Here is a 20216-nt window from a genome sequence, read left to right on the forward strand (position 1 = left end):
GGCGCCAGCGCCAGTTCGGCACAACGTCGCAGCGGCCTGATCGTGCATCAAACTCTCTCACACGCTGACTTCCGACGGCTCTTCCGTCCACCTCCTGCCCCCCTGGAGCTCTTCCCCCGGGGACCCGTGAGATTGGCCATGCCGTAGGTGGTGAAGATGTTCCACACTGAAAACGACAGGATGATGAGAACGCTAAAGGCTTACGCCGAAGCCAATCCGGCTATCGCCCTGCTGTCTGCTCTTCCGGCAGGCCGCCCAGCCACAGGGCGACATCCATCTTGACGGAGATCAAGACTCGAAGTGCCGCCGGGTGACAATCTAACAGAAGATCAATCGAGCGGATCGTCCCCGGATTCCGGGATTCCAGTGCGACGAGGAGAAGTTATCATGACATACGCGACAACGAACCCTTACACCGGCGAAGTGTTGAAGACCTTTCCGGACGCCACCGACGCCGAAGTCAAGCTGGCGATTGAAAAGGCTCACACCGCGTTTCTGTCGTGGAAAGGAACTTCCTTCACCGAACGCGCCAAGGTGATGCAGAGTGCGGCCGACATCCTGCGCAAGGAGATCGAAGCCTACGCCAAACTGCTCACCATCGAGATGGGCAAGCTGTTATCCGAGGCCAAGGCGGAAGTGGCGCTTTCAGCCGAGATCTTCGAGTATTACGCCCGGAATGCCGAGACGCTGCTGGCGCCGCAGAAGCTGCCGGTGACCCGCGCCGCCGAGGGCGAGGCCATGATCGTGCATGATCCGCTGGGCGTGCTGCTGGCCATCGAACCATGGAATTTTCCCTACTACCAGATCGCCCGCATCATCGCGCCGCAATTGTCCGCGGGCAACACGATGCTGCTCAAGCACGCCTCCAATGTTCCCCAGAGCGCCGCCGCCTTCGAGAAACTGATGCAGAAGGCGGGTCTGCCGGATGGCGCGTTCAAGAATCTCTATGCCGCGCACTCACAGGTCGAACTCATCCTCAACGACCCCCGTGTTCATGGTGTTGCGCTCACCGGGTCCGAAGACGCCGGCGCGATCGTCGCGGCCCAGGCAGGCAAGGCGCTGAAAAAATCCACCATGGAACTCGGCGGCGCCGACGCGTTCGTGGTGCTGGCCGATGCCGATCTCGAGAAGACGGTCAAATGGGCGGTGTTCGGCCGTCACTGGAACGGCGGGCAGGTCTGCGTGTCCTCCAAGCGCATGATCATCGTCGATGAGGTCTATGACCAATTCCTTGAGCGCTATACCGCCGGTGTGGCCGGGTTGCGGGCGGGCGATCCTTTCGATCCCGAAACCACGCTGGCCCCGCTATCCTCGCAAGGCGCGGTCGAAGACATCAAGGACAAGATCCGCCAGGCGGTGGCCCATGGCGCCAAGGCGACCGAAGTCGGCCCGAAGGTTCCCAACAGAGGCGCTTTCGTGCAGCCGACGATCTTAACCGACGTCGCCGAAAACAACCCAGCCCGCTACTGGGAGTTTTTCGGACCGGTTTCGATGCTGTTCCGCGCCAGGGACGAGAACGATGCCGTGCGCATCGCCAACGACTCGCCCTTCGGCCTGGGCGGCTCGGTGTTCACATCGAACCCCAAGCACGGCGCGGAAGTGGCCAGGAAGATCTCGACCGGCATGGTGTTCGTCAACCATCCAACGATGGTCAAGGCCGACCTGCCCTTCGGCGGCGTCCGCCGCTCCGGTTACGGCCGGGAACTGCTCGGCCTCGGCATCAAGGAATTCGTCAACCACAAGCTGATCGATGTCGTCGACATCGATGCGGAATTCTGACCGATCGGTCGTACCTCCCGGTATGGCGGCGTTTTCGCCGCCGTCATGCCGGGGCTTATGGCCGGATGATGAAGTCAAGGCCCGTACCTTCGCAGCATCTCCGCTCGTTTGCGCCAAAGGCTCCTCGTTCGCCAGCGCCCATGCTGTTACGGGCAGTTATAGATGTTGCTGTTGGACTGCGATCTCTGAACGGAGGCCTTATGCATCCGGAAATGACTTGAGCTGTCTTTTCTTCAAACGGGACAAGCACAAGTTAAAGAATGTTCGCCCCGTTGACCTGATGGTCAACGGGGCGAGATCATCTATCGGGGCTAGTGTACGGACGCACGTATAAGGTCTCTCTGGGTTCGCCGCCGGCAAAAGCCGGTATCCCATCCTCATAAAGAAGAGGTTCGAGTCCTCTTGCCCCGCCCAACTACTGGAGTGAGATGCACTAACTGCTAAAGACAAAAGGCGACGCCGGAGCGCCGCCCTTATCTGGTGCAGACCGGCTGCTTGTTAACCGCCAGACCACGATCTCTGAAGTTTAGATAATATCGTTTGAGCGATCACGGTCAAGAGACAGTTTGGAAGCCGCCATTAGACAATTTTATAATCACCACGACCTAGACGGTCCATACAACTAAAGATTACCCTATACATCTTAAAGCTGAATCTCATTTCAGGCAGAAATTCAGCAAAGACTGGGGCGTTACATGCGCTGGAGACTGGGGGCTGATCTCGGCACGAACTCCTTGGGTGCCGCGGCAGTTGAACTAGACAAGAACGGTCACGTTTTCCGAATTATATGGGCGGGTTCTCGCATCTTCAGCGACGGTCGCGATCCGAAATCAGGCGCATCTCTCGCCGTTGACCGCCGCACGGCGCGCGCGATGCGCCGCCGGCGAGATCGCTTCAAGCAGCGGCAGGCAGCGCTTCTTAAATACCTGACGTTGGCCGGGCTATTTCCTACGGACGACGCCGAACGCAAAGCGTTGTCGCAACTCGATCCTTTCGCCCTGCGCGCACGCGCGCTCCAAGAAGCGCTTCCGCTGCATCACGTAGGACGGGCCCTCTTCCACCTCAACCAGCGGCGCGGCTTCAAGTCCAACCGCAAAGCCGATCGCGGCAAGAACGAGGAAGACGGCAAGATCAGGCAGGGTGTCGTCCGGCTCTATGAGGCGATGCGCGATGCAGGTGCGGAAACATTGGGTGAATATCTGAATGGTCGCCGGGCCGCAGCCACCGACCCGAATGAGATTCCGAGCGTGCGCACACGGCTGCGCCCCGAAGCAGGAGAAGGCTCAAAAGGCGATGGGTACGATTTCTATCCTGACCGGCAGATGCTCGAGGAAGAGTTCGAAGCGATCTGGAACGCACAAACGCCGCATCATCCCGACGTCCTGACGCCAAAGAACGGAAAACGCCTCTTCGAGGTGATTTTCCACCAGCGGCCGTTGAAGCAGCCGAAAATCGGCAAGTGCAGCCTGCTCGGTAATGAAGAGCGCCTGCCCAAGGCCCACCCGCTGTTTCAGCAACGACGACTGCTGGAAGAACTCAACGCGCTCAAGATCGTTCGGCCAGGCCAAGCCGCCGAACCGTTAACCCTTCAACAGCGTGACTCGCTCTACCTCAAACTCAAGGACAAGCGCACCGTCAGCTTCGAGAGCCTGCGCAAAACGCTCGGGCTCGATCCCGACGCCCGGTTCAACAAGGAGAGTGACAACCGCAAGGAACTCAAGGGCGATGAAGTCGCCGCCGAACTCGGCGCCAAAACGCGTTTCGGAAATCGCTGGGCGCATTTTGCCCCCGACGCGCAATGGGAAATCGTTTCGCGTATACGCGACCAGGAAAGCGACGCAGACGAAAAATCTTTGCTGGCCTGGCTGCAGGACGTCGATGGCCTCACGCCCGAACGGGCAAGCGCGACCGCCGGCGCCCGGCTTCCCGAAGGCTATGGCCGCTTTGGCAAGACGGCAACGATCGGGCTGATCGCAGCGCTGCGCGCCGAGGTTATCGTTTACAGCGAGGCGGTGCAAAAGGCGGGCTTCGGTCATCATTCGGATTTCCGCACCGGCGAAGTACTGAATGAACTGCCCTATTACGGCACCGTACTTGAACGACACATCATGCCCGGCACCGGCGAACCGGCCGATCCGGAAGAACTGCGCATCGGCCGTCTCACCAACCCCACCGTTCACATCGGGCTCAACCAGCTTCGCCGCGTCGTCAACCGCCTGATCAAGCGTTACGGTCCGCCCGAGCAGATTGCCATCGAACTGGCGCGCGACTTGAAACTTGACGATGAGCGCAAGCGCGAAATCAACACGCGCAACCGGCAAAATCGCGAAGCCGCCGAGCAACGGTCTAAAAAGCTAGTTCAAATCGGGGTTCCCGACAGAGGCGGTAACCGCGCGCTGTTGAAGCTCTGGGAGGAATTGAACCGGGATAACGCGCTGGACCGGCGCTGTATTTACACCGGACAGCAAATCTCGATCGAGATGCTGTTTTCGGGCGCGGTCGAGGTGGATCATATCCTCCCCTTCAGCGACACGCTGGACGATTCCAGTGACAACCGGTTGCTTTGCATGCGCGAAGCAAACCGTGAGAAACGCAAGCGCTCGCCTTATGAAGCCTTCGGCCATACGGCGGATTGGGAAGACATTGCCGCGCGCGCCGCCCGGCTGCCGCGCGGAAAACGCTGGCGCTTCGAGCCCGACGCTATGTCGCGTTTCGACAATCAGGGAGGCTTTCTCGCCCGCCAGCTTGTCGATACGCAATATCTCTCGCGCCTCGCCCGCGAATATCTAGGCGCGCTTTATCCGGATCGCGGCGAAGACAGTGGCCACGTCTGGGTTTCGCCCGGACGATTGACCGAGATGCTGCGCCGCAGTTGGGGACTGAACAGCCTGCTGCCGGATCACAATTTCGGCGGCGGCGCGGATCAGCCGAAAAACCGGCGCGATCATCGTCACCACGCCATCGATGCGGCGGTGATTGCCGTGACCGATCGCTATCTGCTGCAGCGAATTTCACGCGAAGCCGGCCAACGCGGCCACGAGGCTGCGAACCGCATGACCGCCGATCTGCCCGAACCGTGGGACGGTTTTCGCGATCAGCTTGGCGCAGTCGTGAACCGCATCGTGGTCAGCCACCGGACTGATCACGGCACGGTCGCCAAGAGCGCGCTACCGAGAGGACACGACGCAACGGCGGGGCGGCTCCATAACGACACGGCCTATGGTCTGACCGGCGAGAAAGATGCCAAAGGCAACAACCTCGTCGTACATCGCGTGCCACTGACGGCGCTAAAGAAGACCGGCGATATCGAGGGCATCCGCGATCCCGATTTGCGCGCGGCTCTTTTCACCTGGACGAAGGGCCTCGACGGAAAGGCATTCGAGGCAAGATTGCTGAAGTTTCCCGAACTCGGGCCCCAGCCGTTTCGCGGCATCCGGCGGCTGCGTGTCATCGAACCGCTGTCAGTCATCGCTATTCATGACAGGCAAGGTCGTGCCTACAAGGGATACAAAGGCGATTCCAACTACCGTTACGATGTCTGGGAATTGAAGGACGGCAAATGGGTGGCAGAAGTCGTGTCGATGTTCGACGCACACCAGCCGGACTGGATATCCATGCTTCGGCGCAACAATCCGACAGCTAGGAAGGTTCTTTCGTTGCATCAAGACGATATGCTGGCGATCGAGCAGGATGGGCATGACCGAAAATTCGTGCGAGTCGTCAAGTTCGGTCAGAATGGTCAGATAACCCTGGCCGAGCCGCATGAGGCGGGCGACCTCAAGCGAAGAGATGCGATGTCGAATGACCTCGACCCGTTCAAATATTTTGCGCCGACACCCGGTGGATTGAAGCGTGTGAAAGCGCGGCAAATCAGGATCGACGAGTTGGGGCGCGTACTCGATCCGGGTCCCCGCGACCGAGCCGTGATGGCGCTGTAATGGAGCGCATCGTCGACATCTCTACTGATGGCCAACATCTTTCAGCCTATCGTGGATTTCTTGTGGTCAACAAAGACCGGGAGGAGATCGGCCGTATTCCTCTCGACGATGTCGCCGCAGTCATCGTTCACGCCCACGGCATAACCTGGAGCACCAATCTTGTTGTGGCGCTGGCGGAGCGCGGCGCGCTGATGGTACTGTGCGGCTCCAATCATGCGCCGGTCGCCGTGTGCATGCCTCTGGATGGGCACCACGGCCAGAACGCCCGGATGCGCACTCAGTGGGACGCAAGCAAGCCGCTCGCCAAGCAGCTATGGCGAGAGGTCGTTGTCTCCAAAATCCGCTGGCAGGCAGCCGCGCTCGAAGCGCGAGGAGTCTCTGCCGACGCCTTTGATATGCTGGTGCGCCGGGTTCGCTCCGGCGATCCCGATAACGTGGAAGCGCAGGCGGCGCGCCGTTACTGGCCGCTGCTCATGGGGCAGGATTTTCGTCGCGACCGCGCAGCAGGCGGCGTCAACGGACTGCTCAATTATGGCTATACCATCTTGCGCTCGCTGCTCGCCCGTTCCGTCGTTGCAGCAGGCCTGCACCCCTCCATCGGCATTCACCATGCCAATCGCGGTAACGCATTCGCGCTTGCGGACGATCTTATCGAGCCGTTCAGGCCTCTGGTGGATACGATGGCCGTGCAACTGACTGCCCGGGGATGCCGGGAAGTGACGCCTGAAGCAAAACGTGCATTCGCCGGATTGATCGCGGTAGACCTTCCTGGCGAAAACGGCACAACCACTGTCTCTGGAGCAGCCATACGACTGGCTCAATCGCTAAGCCATTGTTTCGATACCGGAAAAATATCAGATATTGTACTTCCACGTCCTCCTTCGCCAATTGAACTGGCCGGCCTGGAAACACTGATCGCGTGACCGTCACCCAGCTCAACGGTTATCGTCTGATGTGGATTTTTGTCATGTTTGATTTGCCGGTCACAACGAAAGCCCAAAGTCGGGCAGCCACCAAGTTTCGCGAATTCCTGCTTGATGAAGGTTTTGAGAAAAGCCAGTTTTCAGTCTACGCTCGCTTCTGCAACGGCAAGGAGCAATTCGAGACCTACCTGCGACGGGTCGAGGGCCACCTGCCCGATCGTGGCGACGTTCACATCCTGACTTTCACGGATAAACAATATGAAAATATCGTTCGATTCTCGGGTCAACGGCGCAGGAAGCAAAAGAAAAACCCCGACCAGCTTGCTCTCTTTTGAGATCTTCAGCGGTTTCTTGCGATGGGGAAAAACAGGTATCCCGTTTGTTTTCAACGAGATACCTGCTTATCGAGAATAGCGCTTCAGAGATCGCGGTCCAGCGGCAACCCTCTCCAAGATGACGTGGCTGCCGCCTTCAGAATAGCGCTTCAGAGATCGCGGTCCAGCGGCAACACAATTCGAAGTACGGCGGGTAGTCGTCAAAGAATAGCGCTTCAGAGATCGCGGTCCAGCGGCAACCAGCTCGAGGCCATTGACGACGCTACAGGCAGAATAGCGCTTCAGAGATCGCGGTCCAGCGGCAACATTTTGCTGGATTGTTCGCTATGGCAGATGAGAATAGCGCTTCAGAGATCGCGGTCCAGCGGCAACTCAAACACCCCCTGCGATGTAAATCAGAATAGAATAGCGCTTCAGAGATCGCGGTCCAGCGGCAACCGCTCTCGGCGCCGCATCGAAGTTGAAATCAGAATAGCGCTTCAGAGATCGCGGTCCAGCGGCAACGCGCCGAGGTGGTGTTATTGCCGATGTTGCAGAATAGCGCTTCAGAGATCGCGGTCCAGCGGCAACATATCGAAACCCTCGCCACGCAGGCGGATAAGAATAGCGCTTCAGAGATCGCGGTCCAGCGGCAACCGATCGTCGCCGCTCGCACGTCCTCTGCGGAGAATAGCGCTTCAGAGATCGCGGTCCAGCGGCAACCGGCCGTTCCCATGGTTCTCGTTGTACAATAGAATAGCGCTTCAGAGATCGCGGTCCAGCGGCAACCTTCAGGCCCGGGATATATTGCGGAAGCGGAGAATAGCGCTTCAGAGATCGCGGTCCAGCGGCAACCGGTGGCGGTGATGAACCTCGGGATTTCCTAGAATAGCGCTTCAGAGATCGCGGTCCAGCGGCAACCGCGTCTTGCCGTGCTGCGGCGGCGCTTCGAGAATAGCGCTTCAGAGATCGCGGTCCAGCGGCAACCAGATGGGGCCCCAAGCAAGCGCGACACTGAGAATAGCGCTTCAGAGATCGCGGTCCAGCGGCAACCATGAGGCCAGCGACTGCGTCAAGATGATGAGAATAGCGCTTCAGAGATCGCGGTCCAGCGGCAACTTTCGCGCGGGCCGACAATTGAGTAACTGTAGAATAGCGCTTCAGAGATCGCGGTCCAGCGGCAACACGCCGCGTGCTTCTATACTTCTATAAAAGAGAATAGCGCTTCAGAGATCGCGGTCCAGCGGCAACACGCAACTAACGTAAACGATGAAAAGCCAGAAGAATAGCGCTTCAGAGATCGCGGTCCAGCGGCAACCGATCATCCTCGCTCACCACAAGATCAAGCAGAATAGCGCTTCAGAGATCGCGGTCCAGCGGCAACTCCCTCTCCCGCAACCCGCTTGAAGTCGCCAGAATAGCGCTTCAGAGATCGCGGTCCAGCGGCAACAAGGAGGGCAGCGGGGATAAGCCGCTATCTAGAATAGCGCTTCAGAGATCGCGGTCCAGCGGCAACCTTTCAGAAAGGCTCCAATTACACACGGGAAGAATAGCGCTTCAGAGATCGCGGTCCAGCGGCAACGCAATCACTATCCGACCGCGGCCGATGCCCAGAATAGCGCTTCAGAGATCGCGGTCCAGCGGCAACTCGATCGTTACCGGTCAGTTTCGTTCTACGAGAATAGCGCTTCAGAGATCGCGGTCCAGCGGCAACCGCGGCGCAAGAGGCGAAATTCCGAGCGGCAGAATAGCGCTTCAGAGATCGCGGTCCAGCGGCAACAGTACAGCGCGATGGCGGCCTATGGCGCTTAGAATAGCGCTTCAGAGATCGCGGTCCAGCGGCAACCCGGAGAAACCATGAGCTATCATTGTCCAGAGAATAGCGCTTCAGAGATCGCGGTCCAGCGGCAACTAAGAACGATAGCCCCTGTCTTGATGTTGAAGAATAGCGCTTCAGAGATCGCGGTCCAGCGGCAACTCAATCGTTACTGGGCAGTTTCGTTCTACGAGAATAGCGCTTCAGAGATCGCGGTCCAGCGGCAACTGCGCTGCGCCTCGACCAAATGTTTCGGAAAGAATAGCGCTTCAGAGATCGCGGTCCAGCGGCAACACCTGCTGCAAGGCATCGCCCTGGCTGATAAGAATAGTGCTTCAGAGATCGCGGTCCAGCGGCAACCAGCGCCACGGCGGCGGCGTTCTTGCCGTAGAATAGCGCTTCAGAGATCGCGGTCCAGCGGCAACTGTACGACCGTCGCGGCGTCGTTATCGGTGAGAATAGCGCTTCAGAGATCGCGGTCCAGCGGCAACGCGGGCGCAACCGTTATCGCCGTCACAACGAGAATAGCGCTTCAGAGATCGCGGTCCAGCGGCAACCATGGCACGCGGCTGCCCTCTACGCGAGTAAGAATAGCGCTTCAGAGATCGCGGTCCAGCGGCAACCAAAGGTCCTGTCAAGAACCTCATATTTCTAGAATAGCGCTTCAGAGATCGCGGTCCAGCGGCAACAGGTCGGCCAGCGTGGACCCGTGTTCGGTAGAATAGCGCTTCAGAGATCGCGGTCCAGCGGCAACGGCGCGCGACGGCTGGACGCCCGAGGATGTAGAATAGCGCTTCAGAGATCGCGGTCCAGCGGCAACGGTGTGGTCGAACGAACATCGCGCTTGGTGAGAATAGCGCTTCAGAGATCGCGGTCCAGCGGCAACCGCGTAAAACTGCTTGAGGTCGGTCCGGCCAGAATAGCGCTTCAGAGATCGCGGTCCAGCGGCAACGAACGGCTCGGTCTAGCTCGCGACGCAGGGAGAATAGCGCTTCAGAGATCGCGGTCCGGCGGCAACGTAGCAGGAGGGGATATTTACCGTGCTGCAGAATAGCGCTTCAGCTCGTAGCTCGTAGAGCTAGTCAGCGAAAGCGTAACCCGCCCTCACGGCACGACTCGATGAGGGGATGTAGTGGATTACGCCTCCGGCTAATCCACTCCACGGGCTTCCCCAACGAGACGATTTAGCTGCATCATGATGGAACGCTAGCTGAGGACGAACGTTGGCTATGCTGAAAGCAGGCCCATCATGCTCGTCTTCGTAGAAAAGATTCCGCCGCCGCTTCGTCCCCAGATATTCAACGATTACGCGGAGCAGGATGCCGCGCTCGCGGCGCGTGAACGCCAGGCAGACTGGGTTGGCCGCGCTGTGGATACGCTTGCGCAGGCCTGGAAAGGCTGGACGTCCAAACGTAGATAACTCCAGCGGCCCCTCCGAAGCGGTCCCGCCGCGATCATCAAGCGCGCCGAATGCGTCCGTTCATCGCCTGTCACCGCCCTGGCCTATCCAGCGGCGCGCTCAAGCGACACGACGTTGCGCCAGAAGCGTTGCAGGCTGTCGACGCCGCCGGCCGTGGAACTCCAGATCGTGGTGTCGCAGATCAGCAGGCGGCCCGGAAATACATCGGATTTCGTTTGCAGCAAGGCATCGAAATCGTGCCTCCCGCCTGCGGTAAAAGGATGCGGCGGTGCGCCGAGATCGATCGGCTGGCGCGCCAGCACGTCGAGCTTGTCCATGCTGCCGCCCAGCCGTTCGAAATGCGGCAGATGCGGATGGAGGTTGAAAGTCGTCACGCCCTCCATCAGCCCGGCCCGATCGAGCTCCGTGGCGATGGCAAGCGGCGCCGGCGAGCCATCCGGCAGTTTTGCCGGCCGCAGGCCGAAGCGATTCCGAACCGACAGGCCCAGCCCATCGAGAAGCGAAATGCCGAAATCGCCAAACGCCTGCCGCGCCGGAATGGCGGGATCGCCATGATGATGGAATTCGAGTTCCTGCCGGCTGAGCCGTTCGTGCTCGGGCAATTCGCCGGAATTGCCGATGTCGTGATGGGGGCAGACGAAGAGCGTATGGTCCGGATCATCGAGAAACGAGCGGATGGCGCTGATTTCCGCATCGCTCGCCTGCTGCTCCGTGATGGACGAGTCGAAGCTGATGATAACCAGCGTATCGACGCCGGCGAGAAATTCGGCGTCGAGGGCGTTCAAACCGGCGTCCGTCCTGCGTTCGGCGCGCCGGACCGGATTTCCGCTCCATGAGGCAGCCAAGTCGGCGAACAGCTTGAAATTCGCCAGCTGGATATGGTCCAGAAAGCCGATTACGCTCTGATCGAATTTCGTCGGATCGGCAAATTGCTCGAACCGCGGCCAGAACAGCCGGCGGAGTTCGAACAGCGCAGGAAACCGGTCCTCCAGGATCCCGAGCGGGGCCGCAGCCTCGTCCGGGCGGCTCCAGGCGAAATATAACGCGACTTGCCGGCCTGCCATCGCGGCTCTCCGTTCTACAAATCCGTATCTCGCCATGTATCGGCTGCAAACGGGCCGCCGTCAAATCGGTGATGCACCGGAAGGTCCGAGAAGCCGGACAAGTCTACTGGGGACGGAATTCATATCAGCTTCCAGGTGGATGTCGCGTGGGCGATCGTCTCGCCCGCCTTGTCCCTTGCATATGATTGCAGGAAAAAGACCTTGCGGCCGCGTTTCAGGAAGGTGGCGCGGCACGTCACCGGACCGCTCCGCGCCGGCGCGAAATATTGCACCTTCATCTCGAGCGTCGCACCGGCGCTGTAGTGATGCTTGAGGAGATGTCCCATCGAGATGTCGAGGGCCATTGCGAGAATCCCTCCGTGCAACGACCCCTGCGGGTTGAACATCGGCGGCTTCACCTCGAAACATACCACGCACGTCTCCTCCTCATAGGAGACATCCATTCCGAAAAAGCGCGAGAGGAAGAAAGACCCGAATTCGTGACGTCCGTCTCCGATCGCCCTTTCCAGCATCAACCTCGCATCGTCTTCCATCGCGACCTCACTCGGCAGGCTGCTTCAGAGGCGCTGGCCGGCCGAAAGCCCCGGCCGCCGCGAACTTCGCCAATGCGTCGGATGACCACCCAAGCCATTCCAAAAACACCTCCGACGTGTGCTCGCCGAGCAGCGGCGGCGGGGTCGACGGCGCTGGCGCAAGATCGTCGAACCGGAGCGGCCTGGCGACGAACTTCACCTCACCGGCCACCTCGTGCCGGACCGACTGAACCATGTTGCGCTCCACCAGTTGCGGCGTCTCGCACACTTCGCCGACCGTCTTGATGGCGCCGCACGGGATTCCCGCCTTATGCAGCACCTTCAACCATGCGGAACGCGTGCGCGAGACGAAGATCGGCTTCAGCAGTTCGACCAGCGCCGGCCTGTTGGCAGCCCGCTTCGGAGCGGCGTCGAAGCGCGGGTCCGTTTCCAGCTCCTTCCGCTCGATGACTTCGCAGAAAATACCCCAGAACTTGTCGTTCGCGACGCCGACGTTGAACCAGCCGTCGCTCGCTTCGAACGTCTCGTAAGGGCTGATCGTGGGGTGTACGTTGCCGCGGCGCTTCGGGCTCTCGCCCGAAGCGAAATACATGCCGGCATTGAAGGTCAGCAGTGAGGCCATTGCGTCGAGCATGGAAACGTCAACCCGCACCCCCTGTCCGGTCTTTTCCCGCTTCATCAGGGCCGCAAGCACCGCCTGCGAAGCGTAGAGGCCGGTCACGAGATCAGCGATCGAAGTTCCAACCTTCATCGGCGGGCCGTTCGGATCACCCGTGATATCCATCACTCCGCCTTCGCCCTGCAGGATCAGGTCGTATCCCGGCCGGTCCGCATCCGGTCCGGTCCGTCCGAAGCCGGAGATGCTGCACTGGACGAGACGCGGGTTTTTCGTGCTCATCGCCTGATAGCTCAGCCCCCATTTGTCCAGCGTGCCCGGCCGGAAATTATCGATGACGACATCGGCCACGCCGGCCAGGGCCATCACGACGTCGCGGCCGGCGGGCGACTTCAGATCGACCGCGCAGCTTCGCTTGTTGCGGTTCACCGACAGGAAGTAAGCGCTCTCGGTCCCGATGAACGGAGGTCCGTAACGGCGGCTTTCGTCGCCGTGACGGGGATCCTCGATCTTGACGACGTCTGCACCGAGGTCGCCAAGATGCATCGTCGCAAACGGGCCGGATACGACCCGGCAAAGGTCAAGGACCTTGATTCCCGAGAGCGCTTCCGTCCTAGACGATCGCATCGGCAAGATCTTTCATGGTCGGAACCAGAATGTCGGGTTGATGGGGCGTTTCGCCGAACGGCCGGCTCCGCCGGTCGATGAAGGCCGTCCGCATGCCGGCCGACTTGGCACCGATGCAATCGAACGCGTGGTTGGCAACAAACAACACCTGATCCGGCTTCAATCCGATCAGCTCGGCCGCCTTGGTATAGGTCGCGACATGCGGCTTGAAGGAATTCGCTTCCGCGACCGAAATCACCTTGTCGAATGGGATCTTGTGATACTTCTTGGCGGTCTCGAGCATGTCGGGATCGCCGTTGGACAGCACGACGAGCTTGTATTTCGTCTGGAGCTTGGCGAGCGCCGCCGGCACTTCCGGGAACGGTTTGAGCTTCTCGATCTCGCCGACCAGATAGCGGACGTCTTCCTTCGTGTGCTTGATCCCGGCGCGGTCCATGACGAACCCGACCGACCGATGACCGATTTCCCGATACGGCGTGTGCTCGCGGTGCAGCAAGGCGTCGATCATCGAGTTCTCGAAATGGGTGCGGCGCCACCACGTCACGAAGGAATTCGGGTTACCGGTCCAGCCCTTTTCCTTCAGGAACGGCGTCGCGATCGCCGTCAGTCCGCCCTGCATGTCGACCACGGTGCCGTACTGGTCGAACATGCAAACTTTCACGCTGTCCTTGATCTCTTCGTAGCTCACGTCGCTCTCCTGTCAGTTGGATCCGCATGCAGAGGTGGTAGCGAAATCCCCATCATCCGCTAAATGGATTTGTGCTCTCTCGTTATTTGCCCTATGAATAATGGAGAGGAACGATCCATGAGCCTTAGGTCCGTCGACCTGAATCTTCTCGTCGCGCTTGAAGCGCTGTTGTCGGAACGCCATGTCACGAAGGCCTCGGAGCGAGTCGGCCTCAGCCAGCCCGCGATGAGCAACGCGTTGAGCCGGCTGCGCGGCATGTTCGGAGACGAATTGCTGGTGCGAACGTCGACCGGAATGAAGCCGACACCCCGCGCCATGGAACTCGCGGAGCCGCTGCGGCAGGTCCTGCGGCAGGTCGAGCGCGTCTTGGAAAGCGACGGCGGCTTCGATCCGGAGAGCTCCGAACGGACCTTCACGATCCGCATGTCCGACATCCTCGCCTGCCTGGTCTTGCCGCGCCTGATGGCGCAAAAGCCCGCATCGCCACGCATCGGGTTCAACGTGCTGCATCTGCCGCCGGCCAACACGGTTGACGCCCTGGAACGCGACGAGGTCGACATCGCCGTCAGCATGGGACTGGATCACTCCAACTCCATCAGGTCCGAAAAGCTTCTGACCGACCGCATGGTCTGCATCATGCGCAAGGCGCACCCCGCAGCGAAGAAGTTCTCGTTCGAGAGCTTCGTCTCGCAGCAACACGTAAAGGTCTCCATGAGCCCGACCGACATGCGGTTCGTGGACGACATGCTCGCCGAACTCGGCCATCATCGGAACATCGTCCTCAACGTTCCGCATTGGCTGGTCGTGCCGCATGTGCTGAAGCAGACCGACCTTCTCGCCGTGATGCCCGGCCACCTCGCCGCGGCGTTGATGGATGACGGCTTGCGCCTGGTCGAGGTCCCATTCGAGTCCGCGCCATTCGACTGGATGATGTACTGGCATCGGCGGCACGACCAAAGCAATGCTAACCGTTGGCTTCGCGAACGGGTCCGGCTGGTGTGCTCCGAACTCGGCTAGGTCGTAAGACCGGCGACGGGCCTGCCCGACGCCATGACAGCCGGCTCTTCGAGGACCGCCTCCGAGACCTCCTCGAGCGCCCTTCCCTTGGTTTCGAAGCCGAACACCAGGAAGACGACGGCTTGGAACAGCAGAGTTCCTGCAAGAGCGAAAAGCACTCCCATCAGTCCTTGCCAGGCGAAGATCGCGACCACGGCGAACTGCACCAGGGCCGTGGCGATACGGCCCGCGGTCGCGCAGATGGCCGTGCCGCGCAGCCTGTACCTCGTCGGGAACAATTCAGGCACGTGCATTGCGAAGCCGGTCGCGAGCATGACGTAGATCGACGTGACGAGGCAGAAGCCGACCGTCACGAGCGGAGCGCCGTCGGACATGAACGGATAGGCGACGCCGAAGGCCGCGGCCGCAAGCGAGGATCCGACGATCGAGGCCCTCCTGCCGATCAGATCGGCCAGCACAAGTCCGATCAATGAGCCGACGGGACCGCCGAGCGACATCAGCGTCGTGTAGCCCAGCGACGACACCACGCTATGGCCGCCCTTGATCAAAAAGGTCGGCAACCAGCCGATGAAGCCGTACAGACTGAACCCGACCACGATGTGCAGGAGACTGCCAAGCAGCGTGCGGCCGAGATACGGCGGCTGGAAAAGTTTCCAGACCGAGCCGGTGGCCTCCACAGTCCCATTTTCCGGACCGATCGGCGGTAGCGGACCTTTGCGGGCGGCTTGGGCCTCGATGGCGGCAAGGATCGTCTCGGCCTCCTCCGCACGGCCATGCGAGGCCAGCCACCGAGGGGATTCCGGCATCGACTTCCGCAACACCCAGATGATCATCGCAAGAACGCCGACGATACCGAACATATAGCGCCAGCCCAGGTTGGGAATGACCCACAAGCCGGTCATGGAGGACGCGAACAGCGAGAAGTTGGTGATGACCGCGAGCAAGCCGATCCAGCGGCCACGCGAAGAAGCCGGCACGAACTCGGTCAAGGTGGCATACCCCACCACGATTTCCGCCCCCAGACCGATGCCGATGAAGAACCGGGCCGCGATCAATGCGCCCATGCTAGGAGCCACCGCCGCAGCCAGCGACGCCAGTCCGAAGATCGCCAGATTGATCTGATAGGAGAAGCGCCGGCCGTAGCGATCCCCGAGAATTCCGGAGAACCATGCGCCGAGCGTCATGCCGATGAATGTCGCCGAGATGAACGCGGCATTCAAATCGAGCGTCGACCACCCCTCCTTCAATACCGCGCCGAGCACGCCCCCGGCCAGATAGATGTCGAACGCATCCAGGAACATCCCCGCGCCGATGAGTCCCAGGATGCGCCAGTGAAAGCCACAGATCGGAAGGCGATCGAGTCGCGCGCCGGCATTGACCGATGTCAGTTTGGAGATTCCGGGGCCTGCGTGCATGTTTCTTCCCTTGCAAGAACTCGGCTCCCTCCTGGGGAGCCCTTTGACTTTTGGCAAGACATTGATGTGACCCGGCGAAACGAAGCCAATCGAAATTCCGAATTGCACTATTCGGTGCTTTTATGGGCTAATTGCCGCCCGGTCGCGAAGGATTGAATACCGGGTGCAGCGTCATCACAATGCCCCCCGGCCTTGTACCGAGCGGATCTGCGAGGGGCATGTTGGCGCCAAAACCGATCGCCGCTCAGAGCATCGGACGCCATCACAGCTGCCAGGTGTGAAGCGTCCGATCGCATTGACCTCTATGGAGAGGGTCGCCATATGATCTCAAGGGAAGTGAAGAAGGTCTCCGCTTTGACACGGGTGTGAATGCGGCCGGCTTCCCAAATCGCTCCGCACATGCTGTGGGCTTCGTCCGGGAGTACGTCATGACGCCTCTGTCGATCCTCGAACTGGTCCGCGTTACCGAGGACACGGACGCGCGCGGCGCGCTCGACAATGCCCGCGATCTCGCGGCCCATGCCGAGAAATGGGGCTATCGCCGCATCTGGGTCGCCGAGCATCACAACATGCCGGGCATCGCCAGCGCCGCGACATCGGTCGTGCTTGCCCATATCGCCGCGGGGTCCACCAGCATCCGGGTCGGCGCTGGCGGCATCATGCTGCCCAACCACGCGCCCTACGTCATCGCCGAACAGTTCGGCACCCTGGCACGGCTGTTTCCGGGCCGCGTCGACCTCGGGCTCGGGCGCGCGCCGGGCACCGACCAACTGACGCTGCGCGCCTTGCGCCGAACGCCCGACGCGGCCGAGAATTTTCCGCAGGACGTTCTGGAGGTGCAGGCTTTCCTGGCACCGGCCGGTCCCAACCAGCGCATCCAGGCGGTGCCGGCGGCGGGGACGGAAGTGCCGCTCTGGATTTTGGGCTCAAGCCATTTCGGCGCGATGCTGGCCGCCGAACTCGGGCTCCCCTATGCCTTCGCTTCGCATTTCGCGCCCGATGAGCTGATTCCGGCGCTGCAGATCTATCGCAGCCGCTTCAAGCCCTCCGAACAGCTGGATCGTCCCTATGCAATGGTCGGCGTCAACATCATCGCCGCCGGCAGCGACGCCGAAGCACGCCGGCTGGCCACGACGCAGCAGATGTCGTTTGCGAATATCTTTCGCGGCGCACGCGGCCTGAGCCAGCCGCCGATCGACGACATCGAAAGCTACTGGTCGCCAGCGGAAAAGGCGCAGGCGATGCGCATGCTCGCGCGTTCCATCGTCGGATCGCCCGATACGGTCCGCTCTGGTATCGACGCGCTGGTCAGGGAAACCAGCGCCGACGAACTCATCGTCGTGTCCGATGTCTACGATCATGCCACACGGCTGCGCTCCTTCGAACTGATCGCCGACATTGCCGGGATCAACTAGCGCGAGACCGGAAGAGACACTCTTGATTCAGTCGCAATCGACGCGACCGATGGCGATGCAATCGCGCCGCTGAATGGCCGCCTGAAGATAAGGGAACAGCCACAGTCCGGCAAAGATGACGCCAATGATCGCAAGGAGAACAATGATCGGTAGCAGGTCGGGACGCCGACGGCTTGGCTCAGTCATCGACTGTCGCCTTCAGCGAGCGCGGCGTCAATGCGTTCCAAGCCGCAAGAGAGTCCATGTAGTCTCTCCAATGCGAGATCTTCCGGTTTTCGATCTTGATGATCGAGCAAAATCGATTGTTATACTTCACACCAGTCGCGAGGATAGTCCCACGCACTTCGTATTCGATGACGACGACACGGCCGTCATCAGTCTTATGGATAATCAGCCTATCGGCAGATTGAAGCGCGATGTTGTCGCAATACCCCTTGAACTGGGCCATCAGATCTGCACGGCCTTGGATCACACGAGGCCAACCAGGGAAATCGTAGAGGACCTCGTAGACGACGTTGTCGGAGACGATGTCGAAGTAGTGCTCGCCGTCAACGAGGTCGCTGAGCGCCCCCCGAACCAGATCGAAATAGGGGCTCGCGGCCTCATAGGCAGCGTATTCCGAATTCGGCATCTTGGACTCTCCATGCGCTTTGCGAGATTGCTTACCAAAGGAAGGTTACCTGTCTATTCGAGCTGCGGCCAAGGTGATGTCGTCTGGACAAGGCAGCGTCAGCAACAACACGACTGGCATGCGGGAGGTGTACCGAGGCAGCAAGGCGGCACTGAACATGTTCATGCGCAGTTTTGCGACGCGCCATTTCGAAGATTCACGCGCGATGATGCTGATGGCGGCCGGCTGGGTGCGGACCGATATGGGTGGGCCGGACGGCCGACTGAGTATCGAGGAGAGCGTTCCGAATCTGGTATAGGTTCTCCTCTCCGTGCAAGGTGCTCTTGGGCTGCAATATCTCGACTATCTTGGCCGCACCATTCCCTGGTGAGGTGTCGGCGTAGAAACTATCAGCACCGCCGCCAAGCCACTCGATCGACGACTGTCGACTGCAATTGCCGCGTCACAGCTTCGTTGGTTATCCCCTTCTATTCCGCCGTTTCCCCTACTCCCACTCGATTGTTCTGAAGCATCATAACGCATTGATCCATCGAGGAAAATCTTTCCGCTGACGACGAAGAACCGTATCCCGGATCCGTCAGAAATTCTCGCTCTTGAATTCAAAGGAGAATTTCGGCGATCCGCGATTTGCTCGGTTTCAAAGACTATCGATATCGGCTGGCCTATTTTCCTCGAAGTTCTCCGCAAAAGCGGCGTCTCCAGCCTGCCAAAAAAGACCGTCAGCGATGGTGAAGTCCGTCGCCGTCAGTAGTGTGGCCCTCGCGCCGGTCGCGATACGGCGCACCATTCGCGGATTGAACGACGCCGCTTCAAGCGATCGCAGCTCGGCTTCCGACCGGATTACGGCAAGCGTCGCCGGCGACCTGCCGGGCGTCAGTCGCGCGATATGGACAGCCCCGCGAGAAGCGGCGCGTACGCGGCGAGCCTGCGGGATACGAACTCCGTGAAGAGCCGCACGCGCTTCGTCTTGCGTGTCTCCCCCTGTGTGAGGAGCCAAACCGTTCCGTACATGTGCAGGCCGGTACCCGGCACCCTCACCAGCAGGGGGTCGGCATCGCCGACGAAGCACGGCAGTGTCGTGATCCCGAGCCCTTGCCGTACAGCAACGATCTGCGCCTCGGCGTCCGTGGTCCTGAATGGAACCCCCGTGGTGCGAACCTCACCCTCGTGGGCCCAGTCCGGAATTCCATGAATGCTTATGACGATCCACCGGATGGGATCAGGCGCGCCCGCACGCCATGCGGCTAGTCGATCGCAGGACATGTAGACGCCGCCGAACAGCTCCGGTCCCTTCAGGCCGTGAAGATTGAGCGGCAGGGTCTTGCGGTCGTAGACGACGCGGATCGCCACGTCGGCCTCCCGGTTGGTCAGATTTGCCAGATCGCCGGACGACAAGATTTCCATCTCGATGTCCGGATGCAGACGCGCGAAATCGGCGAAGTCCGGCATGAGCAGATGTGTCGCGAGGGGCGGCGCCAGCGTCACCCGCAGAAGCCCGCGCACGCTCTGGTCGCGGCCGAAGACCCGCGTCTCCAGCAGGTGCGACGACGCTTCCATCTGGTCCGCGAACTCGAGGACCTCCTCGCCCGCAGCCGTCAGGCGGTAACCCGAAGGCAGCTTTTCGAACATCTGCACCCCGAGGCGTTCCTCGAGCTGGGCGACGCGTCGGAGCACGGTCGAGTGGTTCACCCCGAGGCCCTCGGCGGCAGCCCGCACCGAGCCTCCGCGCGCCACGGCAAGAAAGTAACGAATGTCATCCCAGTCGATCATGGTGCAATCCGGCACCGCGCGGTGCGCCTTCCAAAGCCCGTATCTAACACATCGAACAGCAGTACGGGCAGTCATCATAGCCTATGCCGACAAACGCGGCCCAATTCCGAACGGCGGACACCGATCGTCGCGGCTGGCGTCAGTCGTCCAGCCGGATCGATTTCGCACCACCGATGTGCGCGCTTCCGCACTCAACGTCTGACGCCGGTGGACCCATCTCGAGGTTCTCGGGGGCAGATGCTGTCCCGAC

General features: G+C 60.5%; 16 protein-coding genes and 1 CRISPR repeat array. Of the genes, 8 read left to right on the forward strand and 8 right to left on the reverse strand.

Features of this window, described 5'->3' with window-relative positions; translation table 11 throughout:
• Window positions 1–387 precede the first annotated feature (387 nt).
• The 5 genes from HB630_RS22620 (at window position 388) to HB630_RS22640 (ending at window position 10190) form a co-directional block, all read left to right on the forward strand.
• Window positions 388–1779: an NAD-dependent succinate-semialdehyde dehydrogenase gene (locus HB630_RS22620; RefSeq protein WP_213774769.1), complete on the forward strand. Its 1392-nt coding sequence runs from the start codon at window positions 388–390 to the stop codon at window positions 1777–1779.
• 695 nt (window positions 1780–2474) lie between these two features.
• Window positions 2475–5717 (forward strand): type II CRISPR RNA-guided endonuclease Cas9, encoded by a 3243-nt coding sequence (gene cas9, locus HB630_RS22625; protein ID WP_213774771.1) that lies wholly within the window; start codon window positions 2475–2477, stop codon window positions 5715–5717.
• A complete protein-coding gene (gene cas1, locus HB630_RS22630; RefSeq protein WP_213774773.1) occupies window positions 5717–6640 on the forward strand; it encodes a type II CRISPR-associated endonuclease Cas1 in 924 nt (307 codons plus the stop codon). The genes cas9 and cas1 overlap by 1 nt, the downstream gene beginning before the upstream one ends.
• Window positions 6637–6975 carry a CRISPR-associated endonuclease Cas2 gene (gene cas2, locus HB630_RS22635; protein ID WP_346656125.1) on the forward strand — a complete coding sequence of 113 codons (339 nt, stop codon included), beginning with the start codon at window positions 6637–6639 and terminating at the stop codon, window positions 6973–6975. The genes cas1 and cas2 overlap by 4 nt, the downstream gene beginning before the upstream one ends.
• Before the next feature lie 72 nt (window positions 6976–7047).
• Window positions 7048–9788: direct repeats of the CRISPR family, unit length 36 nt; unit sequence AGAATAGCGCTTCAGAGATCGCGGTCCAGCGGCAAC.
• Window positions 9789–10019: 231 nt separating this feature from the next.
• Entirely contained in the window at window positions 10020–10190 is a 171-nt protein-coding gene (locus HB630_RS22640; protein WP_213774775.1) for a hypothetical protein, read from the forward strand.
• An 83-nt stretch (window positions 10191–10273) separates the two neighbouring features.
• Here HB630_RS22640 and HB630_RS22645 read toward each other — a convergent pair whose 3' ends face one another.
• The 4 genes from HB630_RS22645 to HB630_RS22660 all read right to left on the reverse strand — a co-directional run bounded on the left by HB630_RS22645 (window position 10274) and on the right by HB630_RS22660 (window position 13718).
• Window positions 10274–11254: a hypothetical protein gene (locus tag HB630_RS22645; protein ID WP_213774777.1), complete on the reverse strand. Its 981-nt coding sequence runs from the start codon at window positions 11252–11254 to the stop codon at window positions 10274–10276.
• Window positions 11255–11373: 119 nt separating this feature from the next.
• Window positions 11374–11787 (reverse strand): PaaI family thioesterase, encoded by a 414-nt coding sequence (locus tag HB630_RS22650; protein WP_213774779.1) that lies wholly within the window; start codon window positions 11785–11787, stop codon window positions 11374–11376.
• A 7-nt stretch (window positions 11788–11794) separates the two neighbouring features.
• Window positions 11795–13030 (reverse strand): CoA transferase, encoded by a 1236-nt coding sequence (locus HB630_RS22655; protein ID WP_213774781.1) that lies wholly within the window; start codon window positions 13028–13030, stop codon window positions 11795–11797.
• Window positions 13017–13718 carry a haloacid dehalogenase type II gene (locus HB630_RS22660; protein WP_213774783.1) on the reverse strand — a complete coding sequence of 234 codons (702 nt, stop codon included), beginning with the start codon at window positions 13716–13718 and terminating at the stop codon, window positions 13017–13019. The genes HB630_RS22655 and HB630_RS22660 overlap by 14 nt, the downstream gene beginning before the upstream one ends.
• Before the next feature lie 117 nt (window positions 13719–13835).
• Here HB630_RS22660 and HB630_RS22665 point away from each other — a divergent pair, with 117 nt between their 5' ends.
• The gene (locus HB630_RS22665; RefSeq protein ID WP_213774785.1) at window positions 13836–14735 is read left to right on the forward strand and encodes a LysR family transcriptional regulator; all 900 of its coding nucleotides are present in this window, start codon (window positions 13836–13838) and stop codon (window positions 14733–14735) included.
• Here HB630_RS22665 and HB630_RS22670 read toward each other — a convergent pair.
• Window positions 14732–16150: an MFS transporter gene (locus HB630_RS22670; protein ID WP_213774786.1), complete on the reverse strand. Its 1419-nt coding sequence runs from the start codon at window positions 16148–16150 to the stop codon at window positions 14732–14734. The two genes, HB630_RS22665 and HB630_RS22670, sit on opposite strands and share 4 nt — an antisense overlap.
• 428 nt (window positions 16151–16578) lie before the next feature.
• On the opposite strand from HB630_RS22670, the gene HB630_RS22675 reads away from it, so the two are divergent.
• Window positions 16579–17565, forward strand: a complete 987-nt coding sequence (locus tag HB630_RS22675; RefSeq protein WP_213774789.1) for an LLM class flavin-dependent oxidoreductase — start codon at window positions 16579–16581, stop codon at window positions 17563–17565.
• Between the two features lie 27 nt (window positions 17566–17592).
• On the opposite strand, the gene HB630_RS22680 is transcribed toward HB630_RS22675, so the two are convergent.
• Together HB630_RS22680 and HB630_RS22685 are read right to left on the reverse strand one after the other, a co-directional pair.
• The gene (locus tag HB630_RS22680; protein WP_213774790.1) at window positions 17593–17751 is read right to left on the reverse strand and encodes a hypothetical protein; all 159 of its coding nucleotides are present in this window, start codon (window positions 17749–17751) and stop codon (window positions 17593–17595) included.
• Window positions 17744–18196, reverse strand: coding sequence for a nuclear transport factor 2 family protein (locus HB630_RS22685; RefSeq protein ID WP_213774792.1), 453 nt, complete (start codon window positions 18194–18196; stop codon window positions 17744–17746). Before HB630_RS22685 ends, HB630_RS22680 begins: the two co-directional genes overlap by 8 nt.
• Before the next feature lie 76 nt (window positions 18197–18272).
• On the opposite strand from HB630_RS22685, the gene HB630_RS22690 reads away from it, so the two are divergent.
• A complete protein-coding gene (locus tag HB630_RS22690) occupies window positions 18273–18494 on the forward strand; it encodes a hypothetical protein (protein ID WP_213774794.1) in 222 nt (73 codons plus the stop codon).
• 575 nt (window positions 18495–19069) lie between these two features.
• Here HB630_RS22690 and HB630_RS22695 read toward each other — a convergent pair.
• Window positions 19070–19966, reverse strand: a complete 897-nt coding sequence (locus tag HB630_RS22695) for a LysR family transcriptional regulator (RefSeq protein WP_213774796.1) — start codon at window positions 19964–19966, stop codon at window positions 19070–19072.
• Between the last annotated feature and the right edge of the window lie 250 nt (window positions 19967–20216).

The organism is Bradyrhizobium sp. dw_78 (assembly GCF_018449525.1).
Taxonomy (GTDB): domain Bacteria; phylum Pseudomonadota; class Alphaproteobacteria; order Rhizobiales; family Xanthobacteraceae; genus Bradyrhizobium.